We start from the raw sequence: 14,305 nt of genomic DNA, 5'->3' as shown, positions 1-14,305 counted from the left end.
AGTGACATCGATGGATCTGGGACTGACAGACGCGAAGGCGCTGGTGACCGGCGCGAGCCGGGGCATCGGCCGGGCGATCGCCGGAACCCTCGCGGCCGAAGGCTGCGCACTGGCCCTGTGCGCCCGGGGAGAGGAAGGGCTCGCCAAGGCAGCCGCCGAACTGCGCGGCGAGGGGGCCACGGTGTTCGCGGAGGCGGTCGACGTCACCGACCCGGCGGCCCTCGCGGGCTTCGTGGAACGGGCGGCCGGTGAACTCGGCGGGCTCGACCTGCTGGTGTCCAACGTGTCGGCGGGCAATGTGAAGGGTCCCGAGTCGTGGGAGGCCAGCCTGCGCGGCGACCTGATCCCGTTCGCCGGACTCGTCGACGCGGCCCTTCCGCACCTGGAAGCCTCCGACCGGGCCGCGATCGTGGCGATCGGGACCACCAACGCCTCCGACACCGCGCGCCCGGCCGGCGCCAACTCGTACTCCGCGCTCAAGGCGGCAGTCGTCCAGCACGCCTCGGCCCTCGCACACTCCCTCGCGCCCAAGGGCATCCGCGTCAACACCGTCTCGCCCGGCCCGATCGACTTCCCCGGCGGCGCCTGGGAGACCATCCGCACCAGCCGCCCCGAGGTCTACGAGGAGGTGCTCGCCAAGCTGCCGATCGGCCGCTACGGCACCGCTGAGGACGTCGCCGCGGCGGTGGCGTTCCTGCTCGGGCGGACCGGCTCCTTCTGCGTCGGGGTCAACCTCGTGGTGGACGGCGGGCTCCTGACCCGCGTCCAGTACTGAGCCGTGGCGGGCCCGGCCGGCCGCCTGGACGCCGTGCTCGTCTGCGGCGGGCGCTGGCACGACTTCGACCACGCGCGGCTGCGGCTGCTGGAGCTGCTCGGTGAGCATCCGCGGGTGCGCACCACGGTGTACCAGGACTACGACTGCGTGGCCGCCCTCGACCGGGCCGACCTGCTGGTCACCTACACCTGCGACGTCCGGCCCCGCCCGGCCCAGCGGGCCGCACTGGCCCGGTTCGTCGAGCGGGGCGGACGCTGGCTCGCCCTGCACGGCACCAACGCGGTGATCGAGCCGCCGGTGAGTGGCGGACCGCGGATGTTCACGACTCCACGGCTCCTCGGGGAACTGGCGGAGGTGCTCGGCAGCCAGTTTCTGGCCCACCCGCCGATCGAGCCGTACGAGGTGCGGGTGACCCGGCCCGACCATCCGCTGGTCGCCGGGATCCAACCGTTCACGGTCACCGACGAGCTGTACGTGTGCGAGCTGCACGGGGAGCTGGAGGTGCTGCTGCACGCCGAGTACACGGGGCCGTGCCGCGGCTTCGCCGAGGGTGATGCGGCGGCGCTCGACAGCGCGCTCCGACCGGTGCTGTATCTGCGGCGGCACGGACTCGGCGAGGTCTGCTACTTCACCCTCGGCCACTGCCGGGGCCGCTACGACGTGCAGGACCTTGGCGTGGACGACACCGGGCGCGTGGACCGGGGTCCCTGGCAGACACCGGAGTTCCTGACGGTGCTGCGGCGGTGCGTGGAGCGGGGGGTGGCGGCAGTCGGTTTTTCGCCCCCGCCGCCCCCGAACCCCCGCTCCTCAAACGCCGGAGGGGCTGACTACTAGCCCGTCCGGCGTTTGAGGACGAGGCCGTTGAGGCCGACAGCGGGGGTCTGGGGGCGCAGCCCCCAGGGATGGGAACGGGTAGGGGCGGCGGGGGCGAAATGGTCGTTGGGTCCGCGCGCCGCGCTCAACCGTGCGGCAGAACCACCGCGCGGCCCTTGATGTCCCCCGCGTGCAGACGCTCGTACGCCTCGGGTGCCTGCTCCAGCGTGAAGGTCTCGACGTGGGAGGACACAAGACCCTGGCGCGCGAGTTCGAGCACCTCCATGAGCTCCGTCCGGCTGCCCCAGTACGGGAAGGAGGCCGACACCTCGAACGGCAGCCCGCCCCCGAAGCCGACGGCCAGCGTGCCCCCGCCGAGGCCGACGACGGTGACATCGCCCTCCACCGCCACCGACGCGGCGGCCACGGCCAGGGTCGCCTCGGCTCCGACGAAGTCCAGGACGACCTCCGCTCCCGTACCGCCGGTGAGTTCCCGGATCCGCGTTGCCGCCTCACCGTCGGAGAGCAGTGTCTCGTGGGCGCCGACCTTGTCCGCCAGCTCCAGCTTCTCCTTGCTCACGTCGAGGGCCACCACCCGGGACGGGGTCAGCGCCCGGAGCAGTTGCACGGCGAGATGGCCCAGGCCGCCCACGCCGATCACCACCGCCGTGCTGCCGGGCAGCAGTTTCGGCAGCGACCTGCGGATCGCGTGATACGGGGTCAGCCCGGCGTCGGTGAGGGGCGCCGCCTGCACGGGGTCGACTCCGTGCAGCGGCACCAGGTGGCGGGGCGAGTCCACCAGCATGTACTCCGCCAGGGCGCCGGGTGAGCCCAGCCCCGGCGGCAGGATGCCGAGTCCGGCGGCGTGCGGACAGCAGTTCTCCTTGCCCTCGGCGCACTTGTGGCAGCGCCCGCAGCCCCACGGGCCGTACACCGCCACCGCCGCGCCCTCCGCCAGGCCACCGACACCGGCGCCCACCGCCGCCACGGTCCCGACACCCTCGTGGCCGAGTGTCATCGGCAGCGCGTAGGGGAACTGCTCCTCGGGCCAGCCCATCACGGCGAGATCGGAGTGGCACAGGCCCGCCGCCGTCACCTTCAACAGCACCTGACCCGGGCCGGGGTCGGGCACGGGCACCTCCACGACCTCGGGGGCATGGCCCACCCGTCGGTACTGAACAGCCTTCATCGTCAGACCTCCTTGCTCGTAGTGATATCCGGCCGAGGCCCCGGCCGGCGGCGCAGCACGGCGGGCAGGGCGATCCGGCCACCCGTGAGGACCAGCGCCACGATGAGGACCGAGCCGGTGAACAGGCTCGTGGCCCACTGCGCGCTGGTGGCGAGCCCGAGTCCCGTGATGCCCGTGCCGAGCAGGAGGACCGCGAGGACCGTGCCCCAGGCGTTGAAGCGGCCGGCGCGCAGCTGGGTCGCCCCGACGAACGCGGCGGCGTAGGCCGACAGCAGATACGGGGTGCCCGCGGTCGGCGATCCGGAGCCGACCGACGACGCGAAGACGACACCGGCGAAACCGGAGAGCAGCGCGGAGGCCACCAGGGTCAGAAAGCGCAGCCGGTCGGTGGGTACCCCTTGAAGCCGGGCCGCGTCGGCGTTGAAACCGGTCGCGTACAACCGGCGCCCGGTGGCCGTGTGTTCCAGCAGGAACCAGATGGCGAGGGCGGCGAGCAGCAGGTACAGCACCGGCAGGGTGATGCCACCGACGTCCAGTTGGGCGATGCTCGCGAACGGTTCGGCGAGCAGTTGCACGCCGGTGATCGAGCTGTCGTTGGTGACCATGGTGATCAGGGACTGGATCAGCGCACCCGTGGCCAGGGTGGCGATGAACGAGTCGACGCGCAGGACCACCACCACGATGCCGTTGACGACTCCGACCAGCAGCGCGGCGGTCATCGCCAGGGCGATGGCCGCGCCGGGCCCGAGACCGGCGGAGACCATGAAATAGGCGGTCAGGACGCTGGTGAGGGACATGGTGAAGGCGATCGAGAGATCGAAGACCCGTGCGGCCAGCGGCGGTACGACGCTGAGTGCCACCAGGCCTGCCACGGCGTTGCCGTTCAGTACCTGCTTGACCGTGATGGCGGTCGGGAACGTGTCCGGCGCCCACACGGAGAAGAGCACGACGATGACCAGCCACACGTACACGGCGCCGATGTTCCGAAACGACAGGGCCGCTGCCGCCCGTCGGACCGGTGTTCTCGGGGCGGACACCGTGGATCTCTCCGGTGCGGACGGCGGGAGCTCCGCCGCCGCCCGGGTCGGGATGGACGTCATGTCACTCGGTTCCTTCCATGGCGTGCACGAGCGCGGACTCGGTGATGTCCCGGCCGCTGATCTCCCGTGCGATCCGGCCGTCCCGCACCACCAGGACGCGGGTGCACAGCGCGAGCAGATCCTGTGTGTCGGAGGAGGACACGATGACGCCCATGCCCTCGTCGGACTGACGCTCTATCAGGTCGTACAGCTGCAGGCGGGTGGCGATGTCCACGCCCGCCGTGGGTTCGCACAGCGTCAGCACCGGTGGGCGCTGGGCCAGACAGCGGGCCATGACGACCTTCTGCTGGTTGCCGCCGCTGAGCGTGGTGATCCGGGCCCCGCGCCCGGCCGTACGCACGCCGACCCGCTGGATCCAGTCCTCCGCCACGGCGGACTCGCGGTGTCGGCGCAGCCGCCCGGAACGGGCGCGCAGCCGGTCCAGGAGCGGCAGGGTGAGATTCTCGCCGACCGAGAAGTCGCCGATCACTCCCTCGCCCGCCCGGTCCGCCGGGACCAGGGGAAGGCCCAGGCCGCCGGCGTCCCGCGCGTCGGTCCAGCGCGCGGAGCGTTCCGGCAGCCGGAGTCTGCCGCTCACCCGTCCGGCGTGGGCCCCGCACACCGCGTACGGCACGATCTCGTGGCCGGAGCCGACGAGACCGGTGATGCCCAGCCGCTCGCCCCTGGCCAGGTCGAAACCGACGCCCCGCAGCGGCCCGGCCCACAGGTCGCGCACCTCCAGCACGGGCTCGGCGAGACCGGAAGGGGGCGCGGGACGGTGGTCGGTCTCCATCTCCTCGCCCGCCATCAGCTCCGCCAGCGAGCGCGGAGTGAGTTCGGCGACCGGGCGGGTGGCGATCCGGCGTCCGCCGCGGATCACGGTGACCCGGTCGGCGAGCGCGAAGATCTCGTCCATCCGGTGCGAGACGTACAGGACGGCGGCACCGGCGTCGCGGACCTCCCGCACGATGTCGAAGAGGCGCGCCACCTCGCCGGGCGGCAGCACGGCGGTGGGTTCGTCGAGTACCAGGACACCGCGGCGGCCCTCCCAGCCCTGGAGCGCGGCGGCGATGGCCACCACCGTGCGCTGGACGGGGGTGGCTGTCGCCAGGGGCCGGCGTACGTCGATGCCGAGGCCGAACCGTTCGACGAGGGCGGTCGTGCGCCGCTCCATCTCCGGCCAGCGGATGTTGCCGAGGGCAGTGCGGGCGAAGCCGTGGCTGAGCGCGAGGTTGTCGATGGCGCTCAACTCGCCCACCAGCCCCAGCTCCTGGTGGACGAAGCGGAGCCGGTCGTGCCGGGATGCCGTGACCTGGCCGAGGTCGAAGGACTCACCGTCGAGTTCGGCCACCGCACCCGGCTCCGCGTGGTGGTACCCGGCGAGGATCTTGATGAGGGTGGACTTGCCCGAGCCGTTGGGTCCGATCAGGGCGTGGATCTCGCCGGGCGCCACCTCGAGGTCGACGTCGTCCAGGGCCTGGGTGCCGCCGAATCTCTTCGACAGGGCGGCCACCCGCAGCACCGGGCCGGTCAACTCAGTCCCCACAGCGCCTTGAACTGCGCCTGGTAGTCCTCGACGATCGGGAAGTCGCCGTCGGCCGAGGGCAGGTTGTCCTTGGTGACGAGCAGGTTGGGCAGGGCCGCCTGCTGGTCCACATCCATGGACTGGCCGGTGAAGTGCCGGGCCAGCGCGTCGGCCTGGAGCCAGGCCGTCTCGTGGGAGTTCAGTGCCATCGCGCCGTCGGTGAGACCGCTCTGGATGTACTGGTAGTTCTGTGCGTCACCGACGTTGACGACGATGTGCTTGCCGGTGACGCCGGCGGTCTTCAGCGCGGCCGGCACACCCACGTTGAGCAGGCCCAGGGAGAACACGACATGGGTCACCTTCGGGTGCGACCGGAGGTACGACACCACGCGGTCCGGCATGTCCTTGCCCACCGAGGTGATCGGCACGTCGACGTTGTCCAGCGCGCAACCGGCGCACCACTCCTTGTACTTGGCCGCGAAGGCGTCCTTGACCGGCTTGAGGATCGTGTAGGCCGGAAGGTCGAAGTAGACGGTGTTCGCCTTTGCGCCGCTGTTCGACACCACCCATGAAGCGAGCATCTCGCCCTGGACACCCACGTCGTCCGGCCCGTTCTTCAACAGGGAGATGCCGTCACCCAGCACGTCGTCGGCGTTCGACTGGATGACGGGGATGCCGGCGGCCTTCAGCTGGGCCAGCTGCTTGGCGTAGACGGCACGAGGGAAGCCGGAGGCGATGACGGCGTCCGGCTTGTCGCGCAGGGCCTGCTCGTAGGCGGCCTGGACGGACTCCGGGGTGCCCTGGGTGGCGATCTGCCTCACCTGCCAGCCGAGTTCCCCGGCGGCCTCCGTGAAGAAGTCGGCGAGGTCCTTGCAGGACTGGACGCCGCAGAGGATGAAGTCGATCTTCTTGCCCTTGGGGATCGCCTTGCCGACGGGCTGGGTCACGGAGATCGTGGCCGGGCGCTCGGAGTACTTCGCCAGGGCCGCGCGGGCCGCCGTCAGGCCGGGGGAGCCGGGCGCCGCCGCCTGTGCCGAGTCGGCGGCCGGAGTGGTGCCGCCGCCGCACGCCGCCAGGGCGAGCAGGGAGGCGGCGGGGACGATCGCGGTGAGGGCGCGGCGGACCGCGCGACGGGGTCTGGAACTCATCGTTGAGTACTCCCGAGGTGTGTCGCCTGTGCTGCCGTGCCCCGCGTCGCTTCCGCGTTGTGTGCGTCCGCGGCGGTCGGCTTCGGTCAGGCGGATTGATTCCGTGGTGCCCCGGGCGGGAACGCCGCCGCGGTGCCGGGCCGGGACGGACAGAGATCGTCCCAGGACGAGAAACTTATGAGGCACTACAGCCCCAAGTGGGTCGGAGTGTGACATGACCCAGCGGGCTTGGGGAGAGGGTCGCCGCAAGAAATTCCCGGAGCACGTTGTAATCGGGCGGTGACCTCGGAATGTGCGTGGCTCCATCACCGGCGCGAGTGTTGCTCCTGGCCTCGACTGGTAACTACACTCACTCTAAAGTTTCTGCTGGAGGAGAGATGATGGACGAAACATCGGAGCCGGCCACAGCGCGGTGCCCCGGGCCCAGCGTCCAGGACTACCTCGACCAGGACAGCCGCCCCGTTCCCCCCGCCCTGAGGTACGAGCGCAACGACCACCTCGGCAGCGAGGACATCGACCACGCCCGCTTCACGTCCCGCGAGTGGGCCGAGCGCGAGATGCGGCAGGTCTGGCGGCGCGTCTGGCAGTTCGCCTGCCTGGAGAGCGAGATACCCGAGGTCGGCGACCACGAGGTCTACGAGATCGGCGACGACTCCCTCATCGTCGTCCGCACGGCTCCCGAGGAGATCCGCGCCTACGTCAACGTCTGCCTGCACCGAGGGCGCAAACTGCGCACGAGCGGCGGCAACGTCGGCGAGTTCCGCTGCTCCTTCCACGGCTTCGCCTGGAACCTCGACGGCACCATGCAGTCCCCGCCCTGCGCCTGGGACTTCCCGCACGTCACCCCGGAGAAGTTCGCCCTCCCCGAGGCCCAGGTGGCCACCTGGCGCGGCTTCGTCTTCATCAACATGGACCCGTACGCCGAGTCCTTCGACAGCTACCGCGGCACCTTCGACGACTACTACATCTGGCCGCTGGAGAACCGCTACAAGTCGCTGCACATCGCCAAGGTGCTGCCCTGCAACTGGAAGGTCGCGCAGGACGCGTTCATCGAGTCCTTCCATGTGATCGCCACCCACCCGCAGATGCTGCCGTGGCTCGCCGACGCCAACTCGCAGTACGACGTCATGGCGGACCAGCCGAACTGGAACCGGATGATCAACATCCAGGGCGCGCCGAGCCCCCACGTGGCGGACTCCGTCACGGAGGAGGACGTCCTGGAGACCTTCTACGACTCCCGCGCGTTCTACGCCGCTGCCCAGGGCCGTGACCTGGTGATGCAGGAGGGCGACGAAATGCCGGCGATCCCGCCCGGCGGCACCGCCCGCCAGGTCCTCGCCGAGCGGATGCGCGCGCAACTGGCGGCCACCTCGACGCAGGACTTCTCGAAGACTCCGGACACCGAACTGCTGGATGCCATCAACTACTTGCTGTTCCCCAACTTCAACCCCTGGGGCGGCGCCAAGTCGAACATCATCTACCGGTTCAGGCCCAACGGACTCGACCCCGACTCCTGCACCGCCGAGATCATCTTCATGTCGTCCCCGAAGCAGCCCGGCGAGTTCCCGCCCCCGGCGAAGATCCGCTGGGTTCCGGAGGACATGCTCTTCGCCGACATCCCCGAACTGGGCGTCCTCGGACCCGTCTTCGACCAGGACTGCGAGAACCTGCCGTACGTCCAGCAGGGCCTGAAGGCGATGCGCAAGCCGGGCATCACCCTGGCCAACTACCAGGAGAGCCGCATCCGCCACTTCAACCGGACGCTCGACCAGTGGATGGACAGGTGACCCACCGGGTGGCGGTCAGACCCTCCGGCGTCGAGCTCGAAGTCCTCGACGGCGAGGACCTGTTCACCGCCGCCCAGCGGCTCGGCTACCGCTGGCCGACCGTCTGCGGCGGCAAGGGCACCTGCCGTACCTGTTTCGTCCAGGTCGAGGAGGGCGCGGAGAACTGTTCCCCGGTGGGCCCGCTGGAACGCGAGGGCATCGAGGCCCTGCGCAGGCCGGTGGACGGCCTGACCCGGCTCGCGTGCCGGCTCCGGGTCGAGGGCCCGGTGACCGTGACCAAGCGCGGCGTACGCCGCCGAGTGCAGGAGTGAGTGAGACCCCATGCCCAAGCAAGTGACCCACCCGCTGACCGGGCATGTGTACCGGCTCACCGAGGACGGACTGGTCGAGGTGACCGACCCCAGGACCGGGGCGCAGGGCGTCTTCGACTTCCAGGCCCGATGGCAGTCGGGCGAACTGCGCCACGCCGACCTCCAGATGGCCGGCTGGGTCGGCCGCCTCGCCCAGCGGCGTACGACCGAGCAGCCGGAGCAGTGAACCCGTGACGCCCCGAACCACCCGGGTGGTCTGCCTGGTGCGCCGGCCCGACGGACAACCGCTCCCCACCGACTTCGCCGTCGAGGAACGCCCACTGCCGCCTCTGGGGGAGGGGCAGTTGCTCGTGCGCAACCTCTACATGAGCGTCGACCCGTCCATGCGCGGGCGCCTGGAGAGCACCGAGAAGCACTACACGCACAACTTCACCCCGGGCTCGCCGCTCGACGGCCGTGCCCTCGGGGTGGTGGAGGAGAGCCGCTGCGCCTCGGTGCCGGCAGGCACGTACGTACGCCATCAGCTCGGCTGGCGGGAGCGGTCCGTGCTGGACGCGGCGGACACCGACGGCGCCGGTCGCATCGACCCCGGACTCGCCCCGCTGCCGACCTGGTTGGGCCTGCTCGGCCAGACCGGCTTCACCGCGTACGTGGGCCTGACCCGGATCGCGGAACTGCGTCCGGGCGACACCGTCTTCGTATCGGCGGCGGCCGGCGCCGTCGGTACCGCCGCCGGTCAGTTCGCATGGCTGCTGGGGGCGGACCGCGTCATCGGGACCGCCGGCGGGCCGGACAAGTGCGCCCTGCTGGTGAAGGAGTTCGGCTACGACGCAGCCGCGGACTACCGTGCCGAGCCGGTCCGCGAGGCGCTGGCCCGGCTGGCGCCCGACGGCATCGACGTCTACTTCGACAACGTCGGCGGCGAGCAACTCGCCGCCGCCCTGCACGCGTTGCGCACCGGCGGACGGGTCGCCCTGTGCGGCATGATGTCGCAGTTCGGCGGCGACCGGCGGAGCGCCGACATCAACCAGCTGATCCAGGCGGTCCTCAAGCGGCTGACACTGCGCGGCTTCATCGTCCGCGACCACGACGACCTGCGGCCGGAGTTCGAACAGCGGGTCGCGGGCTGGCTCGCCGAGGGCCGGATCACCGCGCGCGAGACGGTCGTGGACGGCCTGGAGAACGCCGCGGATGCCCTGTTGTCCCTGCTCGGCGGAGGCAACGTCGGCAAGATGCTGGTGCGGCTGGGTGACTGAAACGGAAACGGCGCCCCCGTCGGGGGCGCCGTTTCAGCGCATGGGTTCAGCGCATGGGCCGGGACTCGGCGACCGTGTGGACCTCCAACGAGACGCCCACCCGGGTCAGCCCGGCCGACGCCGCCCTGAACTCCCTGATGTGCGGGGTGGCGAAGTGCTCGTCGAGAGCCTGTTGCGAGACCCACCGCTCGTACACCCGGATGCGCCGCTCTTCGCCGGGATCCGCCGTCATGGCGTAGTCGAGACAGCCCGGCTCCATCTCGCGGGTCCGGTGACCCAGTGCGACGAGATGGCCCAGCATCGCGTCGCGGTCGCCGGGCTCGTAGTCCATCCAGCCGGCGACGATGATTTCCTCAACCACGGGAGTCACGGGTTTCCTTTCGCGGTCGTGACCGCGGGCCCGCCGCTGATGGGGAGACAGCGACGGGCCCGCGGCGTTTCAACTGCCGAGCGGCGCCGGGACACTGTCCACGGTGACCGTGCCCCGCTCTCCGTCGACGGTGATCACCATGCCGTCCCGCAGCCGTCGCGTCCCGCTCTCGACGGAGATCACGGCCGGGATGCCCAGCTCACGGCAGACCACCACGGCGTGGCTGTTGAGCGCGCCCACGTCCACGACGGCCGCACCCGCGACCAGGAACAGGGGAGTCCAGGCCGCGTCCGTGATCGGCGCCACCAGCACCTCGCCGGGCTCCAGCGCCTCGCACGAGGCCGGGTCGGTGACCACCCGCACCCTGCCGGTGTACGTGCCGTGGCTGCCGCCCACACCCCCGAGCACCTCACCCTCGGCTGCCGCCGGGGCCCGCTCCGCGGCGCGGCGCGGCCAGGTGTCGATCTCGGTCCGCGTGTCGTCGGCGACGAAGAACGGCGGCTCCAGCTCGTGCAGGCCCGCGTACTCGTCCAGCCGCCGCGCGATCACGGGGGCGAAGATCTCCGGGGCGGCGACATAGTCGTCGAGTTCGGTGTCCAGCAGCATCATCACGTCCTCGGGCCGGGCGAAGAGCCCCGCCTCGACACCGCGGCGACCGAGTTCCCGTACGGCCATGCGGATCTCGTTGACGACGGTGACGCAGTTCGCCTTGGTGCGCTCGCGGGCCGGGATCCACACCTGGGAGGCGTGCATGCCGGCGTCGAACATGGGCTGCGCGTCCTCGGGCAGCGCGGCCCGGATCTCCCGCGCCGTCCGCTCACGCCCCTCGGCCAGCCGCGTCCGGCGGGCGGCCGGGGAGTCGTCGTCGGGGCTGTGCCGGATCCGGTCGACCAGGGCCAGCGCCTGGACGGGCGCCGCCTCCCAGGACAAGGCATGGATGTCCCACTCGTTGGGGCCGCGGTCGCCGGACTCCGCCAGGAACTCCTCGAAGGAGTCCCGGAACGCCTTCACGTCGCCGGTCGCGGTGTCGAGCGCCTGCTCCACCGCGGCCGGACCCCGGTCGAACAGCGCGGTCAGCTCGGCCGAGGCCGCCACCTGGCGGGACAGCGTCCACAGCCCGGTCGAGGGGGAGGCGGAGTCGACGTCGCCGAGACCGCCGATCAGGTCGAGCATGGCGCCGGGGCGGTCCACGCCCGCGCACAGCGGGCCGAGGATCGCCGGTCCGACGGAGGCGGGCAGTGACGATTCGACGTGCCGTTGGAAGGTCGTCTCCACCTCGTCCAGCAACGACCGTGCGTGCGCCACCAGTTCGGCGTCCGACAGCCGCGTCAGGTCGGGGCGCGAGCGGCGCAGGGCGCGCAGCCGGTCCCGGTCGGCGTCCGCTTCCGGAAAGCCGGCCTGGCCGAGCATCCGCTGAAGCGTTCCGCCCGCCTTGGCGGTCAGCTCCTCGTCCTGGTCGTCCGGGTGCGCCACGTAGACCGGCGTGTCGGAGCGCTGTCCGACGAAGGCCGTGTCGATCTGGTCCGCCGTCTGACCCATACGGATGCCGAACAGCCGCATGTGGGACAGGTTCAGGTAGAAGTAGCCGCCGAACATCCCGACGAACGGCGGCCGGGGACCGGCCACCTCCTCGTCGCGGTAGATGCCGAAACCGACGAAGCCGTTGCGCCAGCCCTGCAGCCCGCGCCCCCAGACCAGGGTCCAGCCCAGCGGGCTGGCGGGCTCCGGCAGGGTCTCGCCCGCGTTGGCCCGGGTGTAGTGCGGCAGCCGCTCACTGCGCTGCCAGTCCGTGATCCAGCTCTTCATGACCGAGATCTCCCGCTGTCCGTACCCGTGTCTGCGACTGAGCCTGCGACTGCCCGTCCGCCGCCTACCACTGGGCCGTGCCGCCGTCGACGCTGATCAGCGTGCCGGTGATACCCGCCCCCGCCTCGCTCGCGAGCAGCGAGGCGACCGCCGCGACCTGCTCCACGGTGGTGATCTGCTTGGTGGCGGCATGCTCGGCGAACCGGCCCAGCCACTCCTCGTACGAGATGCCCTCGGCCTCCGCCGCGGCGGGGCCCGCGGCCCGCATGAGGTCGGTGTCGACGGCGCCGGGACAGATGGCGTTGCAGGTGATGCCCTGGGTGCCGTACTCGAAGGCGGTCGCCTTGGTCAGGCCGTGGATGGCGTGCTTGTTGGTGATGTAGTGGCTGATCGCGGGCTTGTTGGCCTGCTTGCCCTCCACCGACGAGATGTTGATGATGCGGCCCCAGCCGCCTTCCAGCATCTTCGGCAGCGCCCGGCGGGTGCCGTAGAAGTAGCCGTTGACGTTCAGGTTGAGGGCGTCGTGCCATGCCTCGTCGCTGAGCTGGTGGATCGGGGCGAAGCCGGAGCTGCCGCCCACGTTGTTGACCCAGATGTCGAGCCTGCCGAAGCGCTCGGCGGCGAAGTCGGCGAGGCCCTCGATGTCCTCCTGGCTGTTGGCGTCGCAGGGGTGGAAGACGGCCCGGTCCCCGGCGCCCATCTCCTCCAGGGCCTGCTTGCCCTTGATCTCCGAACGGCCGCTGACGACGACCGTCGCGCCGTCGGCCAGGAAGGCCTCGGCGATGGCGCGTCCGATACTGCGCGTGCTGCCCGTGATCACCGCGACACGTCCGTCGAGGCTGCCCGTAGCCACCATGGTGTTCTCCCGCGAGTCTTGTTGGTTGCTCACCTGGCGGCTCTGGCGGCTGCTGTGTCGCTACTGTCCAGGTGTCGGTGAATGGTGCGGTGGAAGTGCTGGAGCCCGGGCTCGTTGCGTCCGAAGACGAAATCGGTCCCCTCCAGGGCCTTCAGACCCTGCTGGACTCCGTAGGTGGTCGCGTAGTCCTCGTCACGGACCACCTCGTGGAACCACTCGCCGAACCGGTCGGCGGCATGGCGTTCTTCCTCGGTGACCGCAGGCTCCCGCAGCAGGATGATCTGCTGGGTCACCGACTCCGTCGCCGTCCGGGGGAGCACCAGGGAGACCGCGATCTTCTGGCGCCAGCCGCCGGCGATCGCGAGGCCCGGGAAGAGCCAGTAGATGGGGCCGACACAGTCCCCGGGATCGCGCTGGTCCGGCGGCAGCTCGACCGCCTGCGCGATGGGGCGCAGGGCCGGTGCGATGCGCTGATGGGGGCCCCAGGTGTCGTGGGCCATCATGTTGGAGAGGTTCGTCTCGAACACCGTCTTCGGGTGCAGCGAGGCGAAGTGGTACGTCTCCAGATACCCGTCGAGGGTGACCTTCCAGTTGGGACTGGTCAGCTCGCCGGTCGAGTAGTGGTGGCACTCCGCCATCCGGAGGCCCTCCAGCAGCGGCAGCAGATCGCCCAGCCAGGCGTCCAGGTCGGGCTCGGCCGCCGGGTCGAGCGAGACGAAGACGATCCCCGCGCGCTCCCCGGCCGGGAGCCTGATCAGGCTGCGGCCCTCGCGCGGAACCTCGCCGAAGGTCTTCTCGGCGTACACACCGCGCAGCTCGCCGGCCAGGTCGTAGGACCAGGAGTGGTACGGGCAGGTGAGCCGCTTCGACACCCCGCAGCCGGGTTCGAGAAGCTTGGCCCCCCGGTGCCGGCAGGCGTTGATCATCGCGTGCACGGCGCCCTGCCGGTCACGGGTGATCAGCACGGGGATGCCGAGCACGTCGATCGCCTTGTAGGTGTTCGGCCCGGGAAGCTCGCAGGACATGGCGAGGGGCAGCGGGACGCTGCGGTGGACGGCGTCCGTCTCGCGCCGCCAGCGGTCGGCGTCGAGGTAGTTGGCCACGGGTTCCGTCCACTGGCCGGCCGCCTCGTGCGTGGTGTTGTCGCGGTAGTGCGCCATCACGCGCTCGACGAGCTCGGCCGCCTCCCGCCGCATCGCCTCGGACGCCGCGTCGGTGGACCGGTCCCGGCTGATCCACGACGAGTACTCGGGGGTGGCGGGGGCGGACGGGGCCGCGACCGGCGGCCTGCGCTCGGTGCCTGCTTCCCGAATCTCCGGTGAACTGGTCTGGACCACGATGTCCTCACAATCCTCCCAGCCGCGAGCCGGCGACCGGCTTCGGAATGCGA

The 14,305-nt window shown here is 71.1% G+C and carries 14 protein-coding genes; 6 read left to right on the top strand and 8 right to left on the bottom strand.

What is annotated here, in order from left to right; genetic code table 11:
* The first annotated feature begins 10 nt into the window (after positions 1–10).
* Positions 11–775: an SDR family NAD(P)-dependent oxidoreductase gene (locus tag ACFYXF_RS13160; RefSeq protein ID WP_389349631.1), complete on the top strand. Its 765-nt coding sequence runs from the start codon at positions 11–13 to the stop codon at positions 773–775.
* A gap of 3 nt (positions 776–778) precedes the next feature.
* On the top strand, positions 779–1,609 hold the full coding sequence (locus ACFYXF_RS13155; protein WP_389349630.1) for a ThuA domain-containing protein: 831 nt from the start codon (positions 779–781) through the stop codon (positions 1,607–1,609).
* Between the two features lie 124 nt (positions 1,610–1,733).
* Here the strand turns inward: ACFYXF_RS13155 and ACFYXF_RS13150 are convergent, their stop codons facing one another.
* The 4 genes from ACFYXF_RS13150 to ACFYXF_RS13135 are packed head-to-tail and all read right to left on the bottom strand — an operon-like array spanning position 1,734 to position 6,529.
* Complete coding sequence (locus ACFYXF_RS13150; RefSeq protein WP_389349629.1) at positions 1,734–2,777, bottom strand: NAD(P)-dependent alcohol dehydrogenase; 1,044 nt, start codon at positions 2,775–2,777, stop codon at positions 1,734–1,736.
* A 2-nt stretch (positions 2,778–2,779) separates the two neighbouring features.
* The gene (locus ACFYXF_RS13145; protein WP_389349628.1) at positions 2,780–3,877 is read right to left on the bottom strand and encodes an ABC transporter permease; all 1,098 of its coding nucleotides are present in this window, start codon (positions 3,875–3,877) and stop codon (positions 2,780–2,782) included.
* Position 3,878: 1 nt separating this feature from the next.
* Complete coding sequence (locus ACFYXF_RS13140; RefSeq protein WP_389349627.1) at positions 3,879–5,402, bottom strand: sugar ABC transporter ATP-binding protein; 1,524 nt, start codon at positions 5,400–5,402, stop codon at positions 3,879–3,881.
* Positions 5,387–6,529: a sugar ABC transporter substrate-binding protein gene (locus ACFYXF_RS13135; RefSeq protein ID WP_389349626.1), complete on the bottom strand. Its 1,143-nt coding sequence runs from the start codon at positions 6,527–6,529 to the stop codon at positions 5,387–5,389. Before ACFYXF_RS13135 ends, ACFYXF_RS13140 begins: the two co-directional genes overlap by 16 nt.
* 380 nt (positions 6,530–6,909) lie before the next feature.
* Here ACFYXF_RS13135 and ACFYXF_RS13130 point away from each other — a divergent pair, with 380 nt between their 5' ends.
* Genes ACFYXF_RS13130 through ACFYXF_RS13115 form a run of 4 tightly spaced genes read left to right on the top strand, consistent with a single transcriptional unit; the run spans position 6,910 to position 9,883 of the window.
* A complete protein-coding gene (locus ACFYXF_RS13130; protein ID WP_389349625.1) occupies positions 6,910–8,316 on the top strand; it encodes an SRPBCC family protein in 1,407 nt (468 codons plus the stop codon).
* Entirely contained in the window at positions 8,301–8,627 is a 327-nt protein-coding gene (locus ACFYXF_RS13125) for a 2Fe-2S iron-sulfur cluster-binding protein (RefSeq protein ID WP_389349624.1), read from the top strand. Before ACFYXF_RS13130 ends, ACFYXF_RS13125 begins: the two co-directional genes overlap by 16 nt.
* Positions 8,628–8,637: 10 nt before the next feature.
* Positions 8,638–8,853 (top strand): transposase, encoded by a 216-nt coding sequence (locus ACFYXF_RS13120; protein WP_389349623.1) that lies wholly within the window; start codon positions 8,638–8,640, stop codon positions 8,851–8,853.
* Between the two features lie 4 nt (positions 8,854–8,857).
* The gene (locus tag ACFYXF_RS13115) at positions 8,858–9,883 is read left to right on the top strand and encodes an NADP-dependent oxidoreductase (RefSeq protein WP_389349622.1); all 1,026 of its coding nucleotides are present in this window, start codon (positions 8,858–8,860) and stop codon (positions 9,881–9,883) included.
* 46 nt (positions 9,884–9,929) lie between these two features.
* Here the strand turns inward: ACFYXF_RS13115 and ACFYXF_RS13110 are convergent, their stop codons facing one another.
* The 4 genes from ACFYXF_RS13110 to ACFYXF_RS13095 form a co-directional block, all read right to left on the bottom strand.
* On the bottom strand, positions 9,930–10,253 hold the full coding sequence (locus ACFYXF_RS13110) for a putative quinol monooxygenase (RefSeq protein WP_389349621.1): 324 nt from the start codon (positions 10,251–10,253) through the stop codon (positions 9,930–9,932).
* 69 nt (positions 10,254–10,322) lie between these two features.
* The gene (locus ACFYXF_RS13105) at positions 10,323–12,059 is read right to left on the bottom strand and encodes a PEP-utilizing enzyme (RefSeq protein ID WP_389349620.1); all 1,737 of its coding nucleotides are present in this window, start codon (positions 12,057–12,059) and stop codon (positions 10,323–10,325) included.
* Positions 12,060–12,123: 64 nt separating this feature from the next.
* Positions 12,124–12,948 (bottom strand): SDR family NAD(P)-dependent oxidoreductase, encoded by an 825-nt coding sequence (locus ACFYXF_RS13100; protein ID WP_389349619.1) that lies wholly within the window; start codon positions 12,946–12,948, stop codon positions 12,124–12,126.
* Entirely contained in the window at positions 12,945–14,252 is a 1,308-nt protein-coding gene (locus ACFYXF_RS13095; RefSeq protein ID WP_389349618.1) for an aromatic ring-hydroxylating dioxygenase subunit alpha, read from the bottom strand. Before ACFYXF_RS13095 ends, ACFYXF_RS13100 begins: the two co-directional genes overlap by 4 nt.
* Positions 14,253–14,305 lie beyond the last annotated feature (53 nt).

This window comes from Streptomyces sp. NPDC002680 (assembly GCF_042889145.1).
Taxonomy (GTDB): domain Bacteria; phylum Actinomycetota; class Actinomycetes; order Streptomycetales; family Streptomycetaceae; genus Streptomyces; species Streptomyces adonidis.
Note: the sequence above shows the minus strand (reverse complement) of the source record. Positions and strands in the feature narration are given on the sequence as shown.

Coding starts and splice junctions, on each gene's coding strand:
- ACFYXF_RS13160 (WP_389349631.1), top strand. CDS start 11: ATGGATCTGGGACTGACAGACGCGAAGGCGCTGGTGACCGGCGCGAGC.
- ACFYXF_RS13150 (WP_389349629.1), bottom strand. CDS start 2,777: ATGAAGGCTGTTCAGTACCGACGGGTGGGCCATGCCCCCGAGGTCGTG.
- ACFYXF_RS13145 (WP_389349628.1), bottom strand. CDS start 3,877: ATGACGTCCATCCCGACCCGGGCGGCGGCGGAGCTCCCGCCGTCCGCA.
- ACFYXF_RS13135 (WP_389349626.1), bottom strand. CDS start 6,529: ATGAGTTCCAGACCCCGTCGCGCGGTCCGCCGCGCCCTCACCGCGATC.
- ACFYXF_RS13130 (WP_389349625.1), top strand. CDS start 6,910: ATGGACGAAACATCGGAGCCGGCCACAGCGCGGTGCCCCGGGCCCAGC.
- ACFYXF_RS13120 (WP_389349623.1), top strand. CDS start 8,638: ATGCCCAAGCAAGTGACCCACCCGCTGACCGGGCATGTGTACCGGCTC.
- ACFYXF_RS13105 (WP_389349620.1), bottom strand. CDS start 12,059: ATGAAGAGCTGGATCACGGACTGGCAGCGCAGTGAGCGGCTGCCGCAC.